Origin of the sequence: Serratia sp. L9 (assembly GCF_050632285.1) — a bacterium.
Lineage (GTDB): Bacteria > Pseudomonadota > Gammaproteobacteria > Enterobacterales > Enterobacteriaceae > Chania.
In genome coordinates this window covers 1,373,261-1,388,569 of record NZ_CP192591.1, presented here as the reverse complement: position 1 = coordinate 1,388,569, position 15,309 = coordinate 1,373,261, and the positions used below count along the sequence as shown (strand labels likewise).

The window sequence follows — 15,309 nt, the reverse complement described above, 5'->3', positions numbered from 1 at the left end:
ATTCTCAGAGACCTGACTCCAGACCCGACGTTGAGACCCATCGTGAACAGCTTTGATCTGTCCTTGTTAAAATATATCCAGGAACACAGCCCGGTATTAATCGAGGATGTTACCTCCAGGTTTGGCAAAACGATGTCGACGCTAAAGCGCTCCATGAAGGAGATTAACGAATTTCTGGAGCCTGATTTCCATCTGCATCTCGATGGGCCTTCGATCGTTACCGCCATCACCTATCGGGAATATATTGCCTTTCTGGAGCATATTCCGTTTAACCGCTATATCACTACCGCAGAAGAACGCATTAAAGACCTCAGCGTGGCGCTTTGCCTGCAAGAGGTGGTGAATAAGAGCGAGTATTACCGCAAGTTCAACGTCAGCCCGACCACGCTTAAAAACGATAACCAGGCGCTGTCAGCATTTTTAGAGGCAAATCATCTCGCCGTTACCGCCATCCCCAAACAGGGATCGCGGCTGGAAGGTGACGAAATTCTCCTGCGTATCGCAATCTGCCTGACAATCCTTAAAACCGTGGAGATTGGTGCGGATCATCTGCTGGTGCCGCACAAGGCCAACGAGCCGATTAATAAATCCATTGCCACGCAGTTTCTAAAGGCGTGCCAACAGGACATCAGCGCCGCCGCCGAGCTGTATCAACAACGCCTGAGCCACAAGGTTACGCTGGGCTATAACAGCAAAAAGTACTTTCTGGTGTATATGAGTATTGCGTTGCACCGCATGAGGCGCGGGCACCAGCTTACTCACAGCGAAAACTTGAATTTTATTCAATCCGGCGACTTTGCGCTGCTTGGCAGCGAACATGAAAATCGCTTTCTCGACCTGCTGATCTCATCACTGACCTACACGTGGAGACCCTTTGATCTCTATGACCCCACTCTGATTACGCTTGTTGGCCGCCTGTGTAGCTCCCTCACTCCGCTGCTGCGGGCAAAAATACACAACGCCTCGCCCTTCTTCGCGGAAGTCTATCAGTTTGTTTACTCAACCATCGTGCAAAACAAGTTCAATCTGTACTTCGACGATAAAAAGCTGCACCAGGTTCAGACCCGGCATGCTCTGCTTTATCAGGGTGTTACTCAAGCCACCGCGCCCATAGCGCAGCATTATCAGACCACATTTTCGACCGTACACCTGTCAACGCTGGTGCTGATCCTGAAGAAATACGAGTTGCAGAACCGCGCTTACAGTGAAGATAAGAAACGCGTGATTATTGTCACCAATTCATCCGAAAGTAAGGTGGGTTATTTTAAGGAAGTCCTGAAGTCGCACTTTCATATCGAGATTGTCGGCTACGTAAATATCAATGAATTGCACCGGCTCGAACAGGCGTCGTTTGATTTACTGATCACCTTTACCAATAAAATATCCAGTTATCTGAAGTATTATCAGCTTGATTACATCAAGGTGAATTTCTATTTGAGCCGGGATGATATCTCGCTACTCAGCAAACACGGGCTTTCCCGCGCCAAGAAGAAAATCCCCGCAGGGGAGTTTATCCAGGAGACCGAAGGATTGGATCGCGAGCAACTGCGTGCCCTGTTAGAACAAAAATACCCCGACTTTTTCATTTGACCAGAAACAACCACCAGCCTTGGCCAGTGGTTGTTTTATCATGAAATAACCCACCCCAACTTTAGAAGTCGATCTTCAACTTGGCGTAAATGCCGTTTGAGGTGATATCGCTGTTATAAGCACCGGTGTAGGACACACCGAAAGTGGTCGCTTTACTGAGCTTGGCTTCAATACCCACGCCGACACCCAACAGGTTAGACAGCTTGCCACCCTCGATTTTAGCCACTCCGTTATCAGCAAGGTACATGGTCGCTTCTGGGGTGGTGTCACCGAAGAAGTGCATACCATACAAATCACCTTTCAATGCCATATCCATATTACCCAGGGTAAATGGCACAGAGGAGCGCACGCCAAGGGTGGTGATTTGCAGATCCTGGTTATCAACCTCGGTGGTAAACGTCATGTTGTTAACCGTTTCCGAGTAGCCATCAGATTTGATATGCATCCAGCTGAGGCCGAAATAAGGCTCAACGGAATAGCTATCCGTGTTGAATCCTGAATAGGCCGCCTCTGCAAACAGCTGGGTAATATCCACATCCTGGGAAACGGAGTTTCTGCCGACCTGATCGATCACCCGCAAACTACGATTAGCATCACGATCCTGCTTGGTATACATGGCACCATAATTCAGCGAAGCCACATCGGCGATTTTGGAAATGCCGTAAACCCCAAAGTGCAGGTCGTCGCTGTCGATTTTACCGCTATTACCCCCTTTGAAGTCAGTGCTGCCTGCCCCGAAATACAGCCCCAGTTTAGTGCTGTCGCTGACATCGATTTCACTACCGATCAAGGCTGCGAAGAAATCGACATCCATGCTGGATTGGTTGTAATCCACCGTGGACCAGCTACCTATCGGTGCCATCCAGAAGCGGCCCGAACCGTCGGCCATTTCAACAGAACGCCCACCCCCAAGCCAACCGCTTGATCTTTGATAACCCGCGACATCGTCATGGAATTAACGATGCTGGCATTTTGCGCATTCAGGTACATGTCATTGCCAAGGGAGTCGAAAGTATTGCGAACCCCCTCACCAGACGCCATGAGCAAGGAATCGAAAAGCGTACCGGTGCCGGTGCCTTCAATCGCATTGGCGATGGAACGCCCATTGCGGTTTGAAGCGTAGGAGGCAAAGTTCACGTCATTATTGCGGCCAAAGCTGGCAGTAATGGCATTACCGGAGATATCGACCTTGGTGGTGAAGAAGGCATACTGAGGCGTGGCAATGGCCTTATCAGCATCGGTTAATGTGTCTGCCATGACGCTCCCGATAGCAACAGTGCCATGGTTAAACACATCCGCAAACACGTCTTTATCGTTGGAACCCACGGTAATCATCGAACCCTGGTTAAAGGTTAGCTGACCCACGTTGACATGTTCATCCGTGCTGACCACATAAGTACCACCAGCGTTGACATCAATGTTGGCCTTATGGCTTTCAGTGGATGCCAGTGGACCCTGCAGCGTAAACGTATCGTTATAGCGGCCGATTACCCCGAACTTGCCGCCGTTTACCGCCACGGTGCCACTGCCAAATGATTCTGTGAAGCCATACAGGGCACCGCTCTCCACGGTGGTGTTACCCTGATAACTGTTATCGCCGGTCATAATCAGCGTACCCGCACCAAGCTTGACCAGGGAACCGGTATAAAGATCGGCGTCAATCTTGGCCTGAATAGCAGCCGCGCGCGCCACGTAATATTCTTGCCGCCATTTTTCCGCATCTGCCTGGCTGACAATGTGATCCGTCGGATCGCTGTTGCCGTCAATGACGACGAAGCTGTTACCCAGTTCATAGTCCCCACCGGCCGCAATCCCCTGATCTTTATAATTCTGCAACCAGGCGAGATCTTCTTGCTCACGCGCATCCAGCGCCTTCTGGCTGATGCTGTTGCTCCAGACATCCAGCGGCGTATTGGCCATGTTGTATTCAACCTTGCCAAGGAACTGGCCAGGCCCATACATGCCTTTATCAAGATCCGGCACCCCCAGCCGTAGCGGACATCTGGCACGCCGTCGGCGGCGGTCCAACCGGCCAAGGTGCTGCCGTCCGGGTTCTGGTGGCTGGCGGTGGTGAACATCACGTCACGAACCTGGATAGCATTCATATCCTGGTAACGAGAGAGCAGGACGCCCATGGCACCCGCCACGTGCGGAGCAGACATGGAGGTACCGGATGAGTTACCCCAGCCAGCCGCACCGGTCGTCGCGTTCACCGTGGTTGAGTAGATGCCATTTCCCGGCGCAGCAACGGTCCACCATTTGGCCTCGCCAGCCTCGTTCCAGGTATAAGAGAGTGAATACTCATCGGTGGTCCCCGCCACTCTTTGCAACCCTGCCACAGCAATCCAGTGCTGCTCGGCTTCAGGATGATAGTAGGGGTAAAGTGCGCGATAGAATGGGTTGGCAAAATCACGGTTGCCGGTAGTAAATATTTGCACCACGGTGGTCCCTTTCACCGCATCATAGGCCGCATCGACAAAGGAAGGATTCGATCCGTAGACCTGGTTGAAATAAAAATACTCATATTCTGACTGGGTCATGTTATTGGCCGGTATATGCACCCCGGTGTTGCCACCATCGCTACCGGTCGAGCCGTTATCAACAATGCGGATATTGGTACCCCAACTGTTGTTAATCACCTCGGCACCGGAATCAACCAGCGCTTTCCATCCCGTGTAGAAGAACTGGTAATCCTGGAATGGGCCATAGTTATTGCCGTCGGTACCGCCAGTATTACCGACATAAATATCTGCCCCCCAAGCGACGCCATGCATGCCTTCGCCGTCACGATTAGCGCCAACGGTGCCGGTTACGTGGGTTCCATGCCCATCGTTAACACCCGCTACCCATTGGCCGGTAATATCGAATGCTTCACCCTCGGTATATTCGCCCTGCGCCCCCACGGCCGATTGCGGGTAACGTAAACCGGAAGAACCATAGGTACCAGTAGCTTCAACCGCATGGAAGCGATCGCCGTTGAGGTCCGGATGGATAAACAGCAGAGCACCGGAATCCATCACGCCAATCTTAACCCCCTGCCCCGAGTAGCCCAGCGCATAGGCGCTGGAGGCTTTCATCGCCGTTATGCCCCAATCCTTACTGTACTCTTCGCTTTCCCAACTGGCTTTATCACCAATCTGCCCTGCTTCTACGTAAGCGGCGGTAGCTACACCGGCCATCGGCAAGGTCGCGGCGGTAATCGCCAAAGCAATGAGTGACTTGTTGAGCTTTACTTTTTTTGTCTGGTTTAGATTTATTATATTTTGTTCTTGATAAGCCCTATTAAAAAATACCTTTGAAATCAAGTTCATGTCGATATTCCTTGTTATAATGCTCACAGAGATATTTCTTTGTGCCAAGTTGGCCACATCTTTTTTATTGATTTTTATACCCTTTCAGACAAGCACGATTAGTTTGCTCGCTTTTCAACCTGACACATATTGATAAATATCAACATAATTTTTTACAGACCTTCAAAAAATTAGATTATGTGATGGCCTTCATCAATCAAGTCACTGAAATTTTTTGAGGTTGGCACGATGGAGGAGTGAGCAGGTTGGGGGGCTGAGCGGCTAGCGAATGTGGCCGCTCCTTGGCAGTGGTTTACAGCGCCTGGCGAAGGCCCCGGCAGTAAACTTCCAGCAGGTTCAAATCGTCATCCAGCACCAGAATATCGGCATCCTTGCCAGGGCATAACGAGCCTTTCCGCTCTTGAGCACCCGCGAGCAACGCCGGGTTTTCACAGGCGATGCTGGCTACCGAAACCAGCCCGTTATCCAGACGATCGACGATGTTTCTCACAGAATCCAGGAAATTCATCTCCAACTGCTTTACCGCGTCATAATCGCAAGGGCAGACATGGCGCGTGTCGCCACCGTCTGAGGCGATCTCCAGTTGCCCCTGCCTGATACGAAATGTCTCTTTGCGCAGATAATGATAAAACTCATAGCCTTCAGGGAAATCCACATAGCCCATACAATCGCTCATCAACACCATGCGGCGATCGCCTTTCAGACGATAGAGCAGATCAAATGCCTCGGGTTTAATGGTGATTCCGCTCTGTTTCGCCACTTCGGCGTAGGTATCCTGGTAGTACATCAAGGCCCCCACCACACCAAGCTCACGGTGGTGAAAGCCGCGCATCCCGCTGTAGGCATGCGTAAAATGGTTTAACCCCGCCTCGACTGCGGCCGTGATTTCGGCAAAAGTGGCATCGGTATGCCCTGCCGAAGCGGTAACGCCCTGCGCACGCAGGTAGCGGATTAATTCCAGCGCCCCAGCCAGTTCCGGGGCCAGCGTCATCAGGCGGATATGGTGGCCCGCCAGCCGATTGAATCGCTTAAACCCTTCAATGCTTGGCCGCTGCAAGCAATCGGCCCGTTGCATGCCCAGGTGCTTCTCGCTGATATAAGGGCCTTCCATATGAATGCCAATGGCTTCGGCCCCTTCTGCCGGTGTCGCCGTGGCGATATAGTCGGCAGCCGCCACTAGCGAAGCCTCAAGAAAATCATTTGGCATGGTGCCGGACGTCGGCAGATAAGAGGTAACGCCAGCCTTGACCAGATCCTGGCTCATCCACTGCAAAGAGGCGGCGCTGCCTTTGTAGGCAAAGGACCCTCGCCCCCAGCCATGCACATGAATATCGACAAAGCCGGGCATGATAATCCGCTCACTATGGTCGATGCAGCTCGCGGAAAAATGGGTTTCAAACCCAGTGATTTTGCCTTCCGTTACGATGAGGTAACCGGCCTTGATGCCATCAGGGAAGACAATCCTGTTGGATTTTATTACCCCGGAGCACAGGCTATTCATGATTTCGCCCCAGCACCCGATCCGCCATTTCATCGGCCAATACCGCACACAGCCCGGTATAGCAGGCAGGATCAAGCAGTTCCGCGATCTCTGTTGGGGTAAAGCTAGCGGCAATTACCGGGTGGTTGCTCAACACTTCACTGTATTTAAGATGCTCGTGGGTGCTGCGCATTGCCATGTCGTAAACCAGTTCGTGAGCCGGGTCTTTGCCCAGCTTATCCACCAGTTTCATCATGATTTTCTCGCTGTTGATCAGCCCCTGCGTCAGCATTACATTGTCGTGCATCCGTTCAGGGTTAATCACCAGCGTCCGCGTCAACTCCTCGGCGCGCAGGATAATCTCTGCCATCAGTTCGATACTTTCCTGCAGGCTGGCATCGAAAATAAAGTAGGCGGAACTGTCTGCCTCAAACGGCCTCGGGCAGACGTACAATGCCGCCGTCAGTACTGAATAGAGTTTCTGCGCGTTGGCAATAATGCCCTTTGCCAGCTTGGGATTAACCTTCTGCGGCATGGTGCTGCTGCCCACCGTGCCTTTGGTGAAAGCCTCTGAGACCTCGCCAAATTCCTCACTTGAGGTCTGATAAACCTCTTCGGCGATTTTATGCAGGGTGGTTGCCAGCAAGCATAAATTGCTGATGTACTCGGCGCGGAACACGCTGATATTGCGCGAAGGTACCAGCATCGAGTGCATGCCAAGCTGTTCGGCAACCAAGTCCTGTACCCGGCGGCCTGGCTCACCCATGGCGTGGAAGCCGCCAACTGCGCCCCCCATCATCACGCTGAATACTCTCCCCTCCGCCTGCTGCATGCGCTCTACCGCCGCCAGCAATTCATAAATCCACACTGAGACCTTATAGCCATAGGTGATTGGCAATGCGTGTTTGCCATGCGTGCGCCCTGCCATCAGGGTGTTTTTATAGGTTTTCGCCACATGAGCCAGGTTCACCAGCGTGTCATCCACGAACTTCATCAGTTTCTGGTGGAATTTTTTCACGATCAGCAGGTGAGCGGTCTGCTGAATGTTCTGGGTGGTCACGCCGTAGTGAACATACTTGCCACTTTCCGCATCACAAGCCTTGACCAGCACCTTGATCACCGGCACAAATCCGTGGCCAATCTGGCGCATTAACCGGTCAATCTCGGCAAGATCGATGCATTCCAACCGGCAGTTGGCGGCGATATTTTCTGCCGCAGTAGCCGGGATCATACCGACCTTTGCCTGCGCCAGTGCCAAAGCGCCTTCTACATCGAGCCAGGACTGCACCCGGGCTTCGTGGGTGAACAGGTCTTTCATGCCCTGATGGTCGATGGTTTTGCTTTTAGAATCATAAAGTGCGCGCATGCTGTTTCCTCTTAACGTTGCTGGATGCCAGCGAGATGATCATCCACCGCATTACGGACAAACTCGACGTGTGGCCCGAAGACGACGTGAATATGGTTACTGGAGGGAATAAAGGTGCCCAATGAACCCGCCTCCTTCAGCAACTCCATGTTCATCAGCTTTTGATCCCCGAGATCGATACGCAGCCGCGACACACAGTTTTCTACACGTTTTATATTCTGCTTGCCGCCCAGCCCCTCGACGACCAGCTCCGCGACTTTGTCGTACTCCTTGTTATTAAGCAGCGCACTGTCGGCCATTTCATTTTCACGGCCTGGTGTTTTGATATCAAATTTACCAATCGCGTAGCGGAATACGCCGTAGAACACCACAAAGTTAATGACGCCCAGCATAATAAGATTCACCCAGTGGGTGTTTTCGTACATCAGCCCGAAGATGCCGAAGTCAAATATAGTGCCGCGAATATACCCAATCGAAACTTCCAGGATTTGCAGCGGAATGGTTAACAGGCCGCATAATATCGCGTAGATGATAAACAGCTTGGGCGCGATAAACAGGAAGGAGAACTCAAGCGGCTCGGTGATATTGCCGAGGAACGCTGTCAGCACCACAGTCAGGATCATCCCTTTGGCAAATTTCTTGTTCTTGAAATAGGCCATATGGTACATCGCCAGCCCGATGGCCGGGACACGGAACAACGTGGTCAGCATCTGCGAAGAAGCCAGGTAGCTGGACAGCGTTGGCATAAACTCATTCCAGGCCGGATGATTTGGCCCCAGCTCAAACAGGATCTTGTTCATGGCTGGCAGAATGCCTACATAGGTTTGCCCATCAATCAGATAGGTGCCACCCGCCTCGGTAAAACGCACCGTTGAACTCAGCACATGGTGTAAACCGAACGGGATCAGCAGCCGGTTTAGGGTCATATAGATCCCGGCCCCGATATTGGGAGCCATCATAACGGTCGAGATGCTTCTCATCCCATAGGTGAAGACATCCCAGACAAAGGGAATAAGCAGCCCCACCGGAATGGTAAAGGCAATTGATAAGATGGCGACCGACTTTTTACCGCTGAAGAAGGCAAATGCCAGCGGCAGTTGCAGCCGATAGAACCTGTCTGTCACCTTGGCGGCAAGCAAACCGGCAATGATCCCCCCAGGGCTTCAATTTTCAGCGTGTGGATACCAAGCACCATTCCCTGGCCGACAAACGCCATATTTTCTGTGACCAATTGATCCATTAATTTCAGATGCACATGCATTGAAATCAATAAGGTCAAATAGGCGATTACCGAAGAAAAAACCGCAATACCCTTTTCTTTCTTCGACATCCCATAAGCCACCCCCATGGCAAACAGTAATGGGATGTTCTGGAACACGACGCTGCTGATTAATCCCACCGAAGACAGGATCGCCTTACAATAGACATTTCCCAGAAAGGGCAGCTTGTCTATCATATACGCTTGCCCCAGCGCACTGCAGATGCCCATTAACATCCCTACCGGGGCTAAAACAGCAATCGGCAATAATAGGGAGCGCCCAAATGTTTGTATTTCGTTTTTAAAATTGGATTTCATAGTCTGGCCCCTGGTTCACTTAACACCGCTATCAGACTATATCGGCGTAGTTACCATCAAGGCCAAATACTGGCCAATTCAAAGCTCACTTTTTGGCCGTCAAAATGCGGAGGGAAATCACTCAGGATTAACCCGGTATTTTTATATAATTCACTGGTAGCCTTAACAAGTGAAGGCTCTGTAACCGCCCACAAATAACCAGGCTGAGCTAGGTACATCTGCCGATAGCTGCTACGCTTGGATCGTTGATAAGCTACTGAAAGTCAGGCAATCGTTTCATTGTAGACTAAAGTTAAACGTTTAAACTTGGTGTCAAACATGCCAGTAGAATCATAGATATGATTATTTTAACAACGGACGACGTGTTATATCACCGAGGAAGCTTACTGACGCATGACGGCCTGATGATGGCCTCATGGGATCTCGAACAGCAGGACGGCTTTTCCGGTAAGTATTTTAGCCTGGCTGGCCATCGCGGTATCCTCAACGCGGCAGCCACCCCTTTCAACGTTGATTACCGCAGCGAATCCGTCGTGCATATTATAAATGGCATGGGCGTTACTCTGGGGGACTCAATTATTGGTCTGACAGCCATTGAGGCTCTGCGGGAGCTTAATCCGTCTCTGCGCTGTGTTCTCTACCGGCCAGGGCGCGCACCAGGCTATGTCGACAAGCTTTATCATCTGGCGGCAGGCGTGATCGCGGAAATGCGCTGGCTACCCCAGAAGGCCGAGAGTATTCCAGAGCAGGAACTGTGCATTGATGTAGGTAACCAACTGTTCTGGCCTGCCTTTGCCACTTTGCCGATGATTGATTTTTTCTGCAGGCATTAGGGGTAGAACCCTCGGTTATTCCTGCAACGGCCAAGGCTAACCGCTGGATGCAAAAACTGTGTCTGCCCGCCCTGCCGCAATATTGGCAAAATAGAAAGTATGTGCTGTTTTGCCCACAGGCCAGCACACCGCTGCGCAGCATCCCTGGCAGTTGCCATGCCACCTTGGTGAATGCCCTGTGGCAGAGATTTGCCTGCCCGGTGCTGGGGTTTGGCCAGGTGGACCATCCACATTATGTGAATATCCAGCCCTTTTCACCCGACAGCAGTGATTTCCTGGCATGGGTGAAGCACGCCAGCTATGTTATGACTGCAGACACTGCGGCCGTGCATATTGCGGCCGGTTACGATGTGCCAACCACGGCCTTTTTTACTTCTATCGCCCCAGAGTTGCGGGTGCGGGATTATCCATTATGCCAGCCGGTGTATTTCGCGCTGCCAGCGCTGAATAATCTGCAGGCAAGCGCAAGAAAACATGACCTGGATCTGGTCGAAAAAGCATTTACTACCCTGAAGCTGAACGAAATTCCGTGGGCTTGACCCACTGCCTGGAGACATACTGATGCTGTTGACCGTAATGAGAAATACCGCGTTCGCTCTGCTTGCTTTGGTTATTGCCCAATCGAGCGCGCTCAGCTTTACCCTGGAGATCGCTGGCAAGATTAAAAACACCACCGACGCAGAGAACAAAACCTTTGTCTTTACGGATAAAGAGCTGTTTGCCATGCCGGTTCACAGCATTACCACCACCACCTCATGGACGCCACGAGAAAAGTTCGACGGGGTTTTGCTGGGGGATATCCTGGCCAAAGTGGGTGCAGAAGGCACCATGATGACGCTGTACGCGCTAAACGACTATTCCATTGATGTGCCGATCTCCGATGTGGCCAAATACAATATGATCCTGGCCTACAAGATGGGGGGAATCTGTTAAAAGTACGCGATTTCGGGCCGCTTTTCCTGATATATCCCCGGGATGCCGGTGGTGCAGAACTCAACTCTCCGTTGTATAACTCGCGCTTTATCTGGCAGATCAACAGGATCGTGATTAAATGAAGTTAGTCCGATTTAAAGACAGCAAGCTGGCTATTCCGGCGATTTTTGCCGCTCTATTTTTGCTCGCGTCAACCGTGACTCTGTATTACTACAGCGCAACCTTATCCAAAAAAGGGCTATATGCCGTTGCCGGGACACAGGAGAACTACTCTTGGTCGATCGCAAAATTCGCCATCAAGCTGGCAGAATTTGAAACCTTGGTGGAACAGCAAAAAAGCGCTAATCCGCCAGATATCGACAATCTGCGATTAAAATTCGATATTCTCTACTCACGCTATTCGGTGCTCGCCCGCCCTTCTGAATCAACCTTGCCGCTGTATCACGAGCCGGGTTATCCCGAACTCGTCGAACGCATGCGTGATGAAATCAACCTGCTGGATAAGCTGGTAAACAATTCGAAGGTCGATCTGGAGGTCATCTCGCAGGCCATGCAGCAAGTCAAGCCTTCGGCCATTATGATGGCCAATCTGGCTGACCACGCAGAAGTCAAACAGCGCACGGGCGCCTACGAAGATTTTATCGAGAAAAGGCACATCATTTTCTACGGCCTGGTGATCATTATGTTCTCGGTGATTACCCTGATCGCGATAACGCTGATCGTTATCCGCCAGCAGCGCCAGACCATCAGCCAGCAGTCGAAAGCCATCCGTGCGGAGCAAAAGGCTATCCGCACCAAAAATGCCTTCCTGGGCGCCATCGGTCATGAATTGCGCACCTCGCTGCAAAGCATTATGTCCGCCATCGATGTGCTAACCAATACCCGCGTGTCATATGAGCATAGCGATACCTTCCACCGGCTGGAAACCGCTGCCGAGCAGATAGAAAGCCAGATGAAGGATCTCACTGACTATGCGCGTCTGGACAGTGGCATGATGGAGTTGCGTATCGTGCCGTTTAACGCACAGCAGGTGATTGATGAAGTGGCAGATGAAATCACCATGCTGACCCATAAAGTGGGGGTTAAGCTGGTGCGTGAGGTGGAATTCAATCATGCGCAGATTTATTCCGACCCGCAACGGTTGCGGCAGATCGTGGTTAACCTGTTGACCAACGCCTTTAAATATACCGAAAGTGGCACCATCACCCTGCACAGTTGCCTGCGCAGCCAACCGGCGGGCAGCTCGCTGATTATCGAGGTCACCGATACCGGTATCGGCATCGACAATAATTTGCTGCCGCAAATTTTTGAACCCTTCACCCAGTTGGATCAGTCACATACCCGCCAATACAGCGGTGTTGGTATGGGGTTGGCAATCGTCCACGGCCTGGTCGAACTGCTTAATGGCACCATTACGGTATATAGCGAAGTGGGGAAAGGCAGCACCTTTATCGTCAGCATTCCCGTTGAAATCAGCGAGTCACAGTTGCCGGATAAAAGCCCACAGCCTGAACCAACGCAGTTGAAAAAAGAGCAGCGGCTCCTGGTGGTTGACGACAATCATGCCGCTGGGCAGGCATTTGCCGCCTTACTCGACAAGCTAGGCTATCAGCATGAGTTGTGTGATTCCTCGGAGCGGGCGCTACAAAAGCTGTTAAGACGCCCCTATGACGCCTTGCTGCTGGATTTGCAGATGCCGGGTATTGATGGCGTTGCCGTAGCGACACAGTTACGCAGCCAGCGGGGCCCGAATCGTGACATCCCGATTATCGGCATCAGTGCCTACACCCCGGAATTGTTGCCCGCCGAACAACGGGCCATGTTTGACGACTATCTGATGAAACCGGTTCGAATGGAGGTGCTATCCACCTCATTAATCGCTTTATTTACCCCCAAAGTCATTGATGCGGCAACCAGGCAGCAAGAGCGTTAATCCCCTGGAGCTTACCAAGGTCAATGACTGGGGTTCACTCTCGCGGCCAACAACGCTGCGATTTCACATCGGAAGGGGATATACCCAAAGTAATTGGAGTGGCAGCCAGGCGGCAAGAGCGTTAATCCCCTGGAGCTTACCAAGGTCAATGACTGGAGTTCACTCTCGCGGCCAACAACGCTGCAACTTCAATTAAGAAGGGTATAGTTATAGATTGAAACAGCGCTGCAGTGCGGCTTCAATCACATGCAGCCGCACCGGTTTTTCATAAGGCCCAAGCACGTCGTAATCTCGCATCGCCCTGGCAATCTCAGACTCACGCAAGTCGGTACCCAATTGCCCGGTCAGAACCAATATCGGTGCGTCTGGATGCTCTGAGGTGCGGATAGTTTCAATACATTGTTGCGCTGTTTCCTGGCCAATCAACCAATCGACGACATATCCATCAAATGGGCCCTTGCTTACCGCCTGGCAAAAACGGCTAACGTCATAGAAAGCCACGGCGTTAAATCCCTGGCTATTGAGATACTTGGTCAGCTCATCGGCCGCCTGGTGCGCATCATCCAATACCGCAATGCTCAGGCGCTGATCTTCGATATGGCCGGGGCGGATTTCGATCAGTTCCACACAGTGGCGTTTACCCTGCGGAGCTTCATCGCAACGGTAGATAATCCACTGTCCATCCTGTTGCAACCCCATGTACTCCGCCTGCCTGCCAACCGGCAATTCATGGCCGATGTGCGCAACGCAAGGCAGCGCGACACCCGCGACAAAAAAGATGGCATCCTGCACCATCATTTGCCCTGGAGGATCGCTTTCGGGGAGAATATCGACAATGGCTGCCGGGGTTTCACCCAGAGCACCAGCCACAGTGTTGATTTGCTCTAGCGTCCACGGGCTCTGCCCTTTCAGCTTGCGGTGAGCATGGGAGAAACTCAGATCCAAAATGCGGCTGAGCTCCTTTGCGTGTTGACGCTTGCCGATCCCATGATGCAAAAATAGTTCTCGGACTTTTGCTGCAATCGACTGCGAATCGAATTTTTGATGGTTGTTATACATTTTATCCTTCGATCTTTTTCACTGACTTATCAGTCGCTTTGATGCACTTTTATCTTGAAACGTTAACGAAAACTCACATATTATGCAATCTCAACTGAATAGCTTGCTTGACATACCACCTTTTATGGTCAAACATGGTATCAGAAGCAACATATTATAAAAACGATAGTAGACCTTTAAAGCAATAATAACCATCACGACACCAGGGAATTTTAAAAGCGGCGCAGTACCTGAATAAGCAGTTTCTCAGGATATGCTGTCAACCGCGCAAATTTAGCCGTAGCGCTACGAGTTTTACCCGTTGTTAAACCGGACCCTGCAAGGGGGCCGGTTTTTTTATTTATATCACCATGAAAAAAGGCCGGGGAGAAACCCCCGGCCCTTCAGACCATGAAAAATGTCAGCCAATACAAGATTATGTTACAGCTGATGCCCCACCACCGTTCGCATCTTCTTCTGCCTGCCTGATGATGGCTTTTGCCATCCACTGGGTCACTTTCTGAATATCATCAAGCTGTAAGCCCCAGATATCTTTCAGTACCAGAAACACTTCCGAGCCATAAATCAGCGAAAAGGCATGGATCACCTGTTGCAGAGCCTCAGGTGGCAATTTATCTTGCAAGGGTTCCACTGCCAGCTTTAGCAACCGCTTACGGTTACCACGCACAAACTTTTCACCGGGAGTAGCATGAGCCCACTGTTGTAATGACAGTTGCAACGCCGCGCGCAATGCGCCTTCATGCTGCTCCATCTGCGGGTAGGCAAATGCCAACAACTGATGAATACGCTTCAGCGCATCGTTATCCTTCGGTTGCCATTCCAGGATCGGCCCAAGGCTTTGCGCCACTACGGCAGAGATCAACGCACTTTGAGTAGGAAAATAGCGGTAGGCTGTAGCACGGGAAACTTGTGCATGCGCTGCCAGCTCGGTGATGGAGGGGAAAATGCCGCCATCGTAGAGTTCCATCGCACAGGTCAGCAACAAATGGCGGGTACGGGCCCGGGTATGCGTCAAAGATTCATCCCGTGGTTCGGGAAAAGCGGATATTGGCACGTCGACCTCAAACTTCCTCGTATCATCCAACCCGGGGATCAATACGATAAAAAACGTAACCGGAGGCTCCTGGCCCACTGGCAGCGTAAAAAATCTGGCGGAAACCGCCCAAAACGAGACACAGGCTTACTTTAAGCGATTTAATGCTTGCAAAAATGATACGGCAGTCTCAAT

13 protein-coding genes and 1 pseudogene are annotated in these 15,309 nt (G+C 51.4%); 5 read left to right on the top strand and 9 right to left on the bottom strand.

All coding sequences use genetic code 11. The features are described 5' to 3' along the window. Positions 1–42: 42 nt before the first annotated feature. On the top strand, positions 43–1,590 hold the full coding sequence (locus ACQ86O_RS06490; protein ID WP_431224571.1) for a hypothetical protein: 1,548 nt from the start codon (positions 43–45) through the stop codon (positions 1,588–1,590). Positions 1,591–1,651: 61 nt separating this feature from the next. Here ACQ86O_RS06490 and ACQ86O_RS06485 read toward each other — a convergent pair whose 3' ends face one another. The 7 genes and pseudogenes from ACQ86O_RS06485 to ACQ86O_RS06455 all read right to left on the bottom strand — a co-directional run. Then, entirely contained in the window at positions 1,652–2,479 is an 828-nt protein-coding gene (locus tag ACQ86O_RS06485) for an autotransporter outer membrane beta-barrel domain-containing protein (RefSeq protein ID WP_431224570.1), read from the bottom strand. Continuing rightward, complete coding sequence (locus tag ACQ86O_RS06480; protein ID WP_431224569.1) at positions 2,440–3,282, bottom strand: autotransporter-associated beta strand repeat-containing protein; 843 nt, start codon at positions 3,280–3,282, stop codon at positions 2,440–2,442. Before ACQ86O_RS06480 ends, ACQ86O_RS06485 begins: the two co-directional genes overlap by 40 nt. Then, complete coding sequence (locus ACQ86O_RS06475) at positions 3,198–4,796, bottom strand: S8 family peptidase (protein WP_431224568.1); 1,599 nt, start codon at positions 4,794–4,796, stop codon at positions 3,198–3,200. The genes ACQ86O_RS06480 and ACQ86O_RS06475 overlap by 85 nt, the downstream gene beginning before the upstream one ends. 397 nt (positions 4,797–5,193) lie before the next feature. Next, positions 5,194–6,402 (bottom strand): N-acetylglucosamine-6-phosphate deacetylase, encoded by a 1,209-nt coding sequence (gene nagA, locus ACQ86O_RS06470; protein ID WP_431224567.1) that lies wholly within the window; start codon positions 6,400–6,402, stop codon positions 5,194–5,196. Then, complete coding sequence (locus tag ACQ86O_RS06465) at positions 6,395–7,747, bottom strand: class-II fumarase/aspartase family protein (RefSeq protein WP_431224566.1); 1,353 nt, start codon at positions 7,745–7,747, stop codon at positions 6,395–6,397. The genes nagA and ACQ86O_RS06465 overlap by 8 nt, the downstream gene beginning before the upstream one ends. An 11-nt stretch (positions 7,748–7,758) precedes the next feature. After that, a complete protein-coding gene (locus ACQ86O_RS06460; protein WP_431225667.1) occupies positions 7,759–8,046 on the bottom strand; it encodes a PTS transporter subunit EIIB in 288 nt (95 codons plus the stop codon). 270 nt (positions 8,047–8,316) lie between these two features. Next, positions 8,317–9,236 (bottom strand): annotated as a pseudogene (locus tag ACQ86O_RS06455) (PTS transporter subunit EIIC); the annotation flags it as partial. 425 nt (positions 9,237–9,661) lie between these two features. Between ACQ86O_RS06455 and ACQ86O_RS06450 the strand changes: the two are divergent. The 4 genes from ACQ86O_RS06450 to ACQ86O_RS06435 all read left to right on the top strand — a co-directional run bounded on the left by ACQ86O_RS06450 (position 9,662) and on the right by ACQ86O_RS06435 (position 13,022). Continuing rightward, positions 9,662–10,156, top strand: a complete 495-nt coding sequence (locus ACQ86O_RS06450; RefSeq protein ID WP_431224565.1) for a hypothetical protein — start codon at positions 9,662–9,664, stop codon at positions 10,154–10,156. Between the two features lie 47 nt (positions 10,157–10,203). Beyond that, a complete protein-coding gene (locus ACQ86O_RS06445) occupies positions 10,204–10,695 on the top strand; it encodes a hypothetical protein (RefSeq protein ID WP_431224564.1) in 492 nt (163 codons plus the stop codon). 22 nt (positions 10,696–10,717) lie between these two features. Continuing rightward, the gene (locus ACQ86O_RS06440) at positions 10,718–11,089 is read left to right on the top strand and encodes a molybdopterin-dependent oxidoreductase (protein WP_431224563.1); all 372 of its coding nucleotides are present in this window, start codon (positions 10,718–10,720) and stop codon (positions 11,087–11,089) included. A 118-nt stretch (positions 11,090–11,207) separates the two neighbouring features. Further along, entirely contained in the window at positions 11,208–13,022 is a 1,815-nt protein-coding gene (locus ACQ86O_RS06435; RefSeq protein ID WP_431224562.1) for an ATP-binding response regulator, read from the top strand. Between the two features lie 207 nt (positions 13,023–13,229). On the opposite strand, the gene ACQ86O_RS06430 is transcribed toward ACQ86O_RS06435, so the two are convergent. Together ACQ86O_RS06430 and ACQ86O_RS06425 are read right to left on the bottom strand one after the other, a co-directional pair. Then, positions 13,230–14,081 carry a helix-turn-helix domain-containing protein gene (locus ACQ86O_RS06430; protein ID WP_431224561.1) on the bottom strand — a complete coding sequence of 284 codons (852 nt, stop codon included), beginning with the start codon at positions 14,079–14,081 and terminating at the stop codon, positions 13,230–13,232. Positions 14,082–14,496: 415 nt separating this feature from the next. Beyond that, a complete protein-coding gene (locus ACQ86O_RS06425; protein ID WP_431225666.1) occupies positions 14,497–15,048 on the bottom strand; it encodes a TetR/AcrR family transcriptional regulator in 552 nt (183 codons plus the stop codon). Between the last annotated feature and the right edge of the window lie 261 nt (positions 15,049–15,309).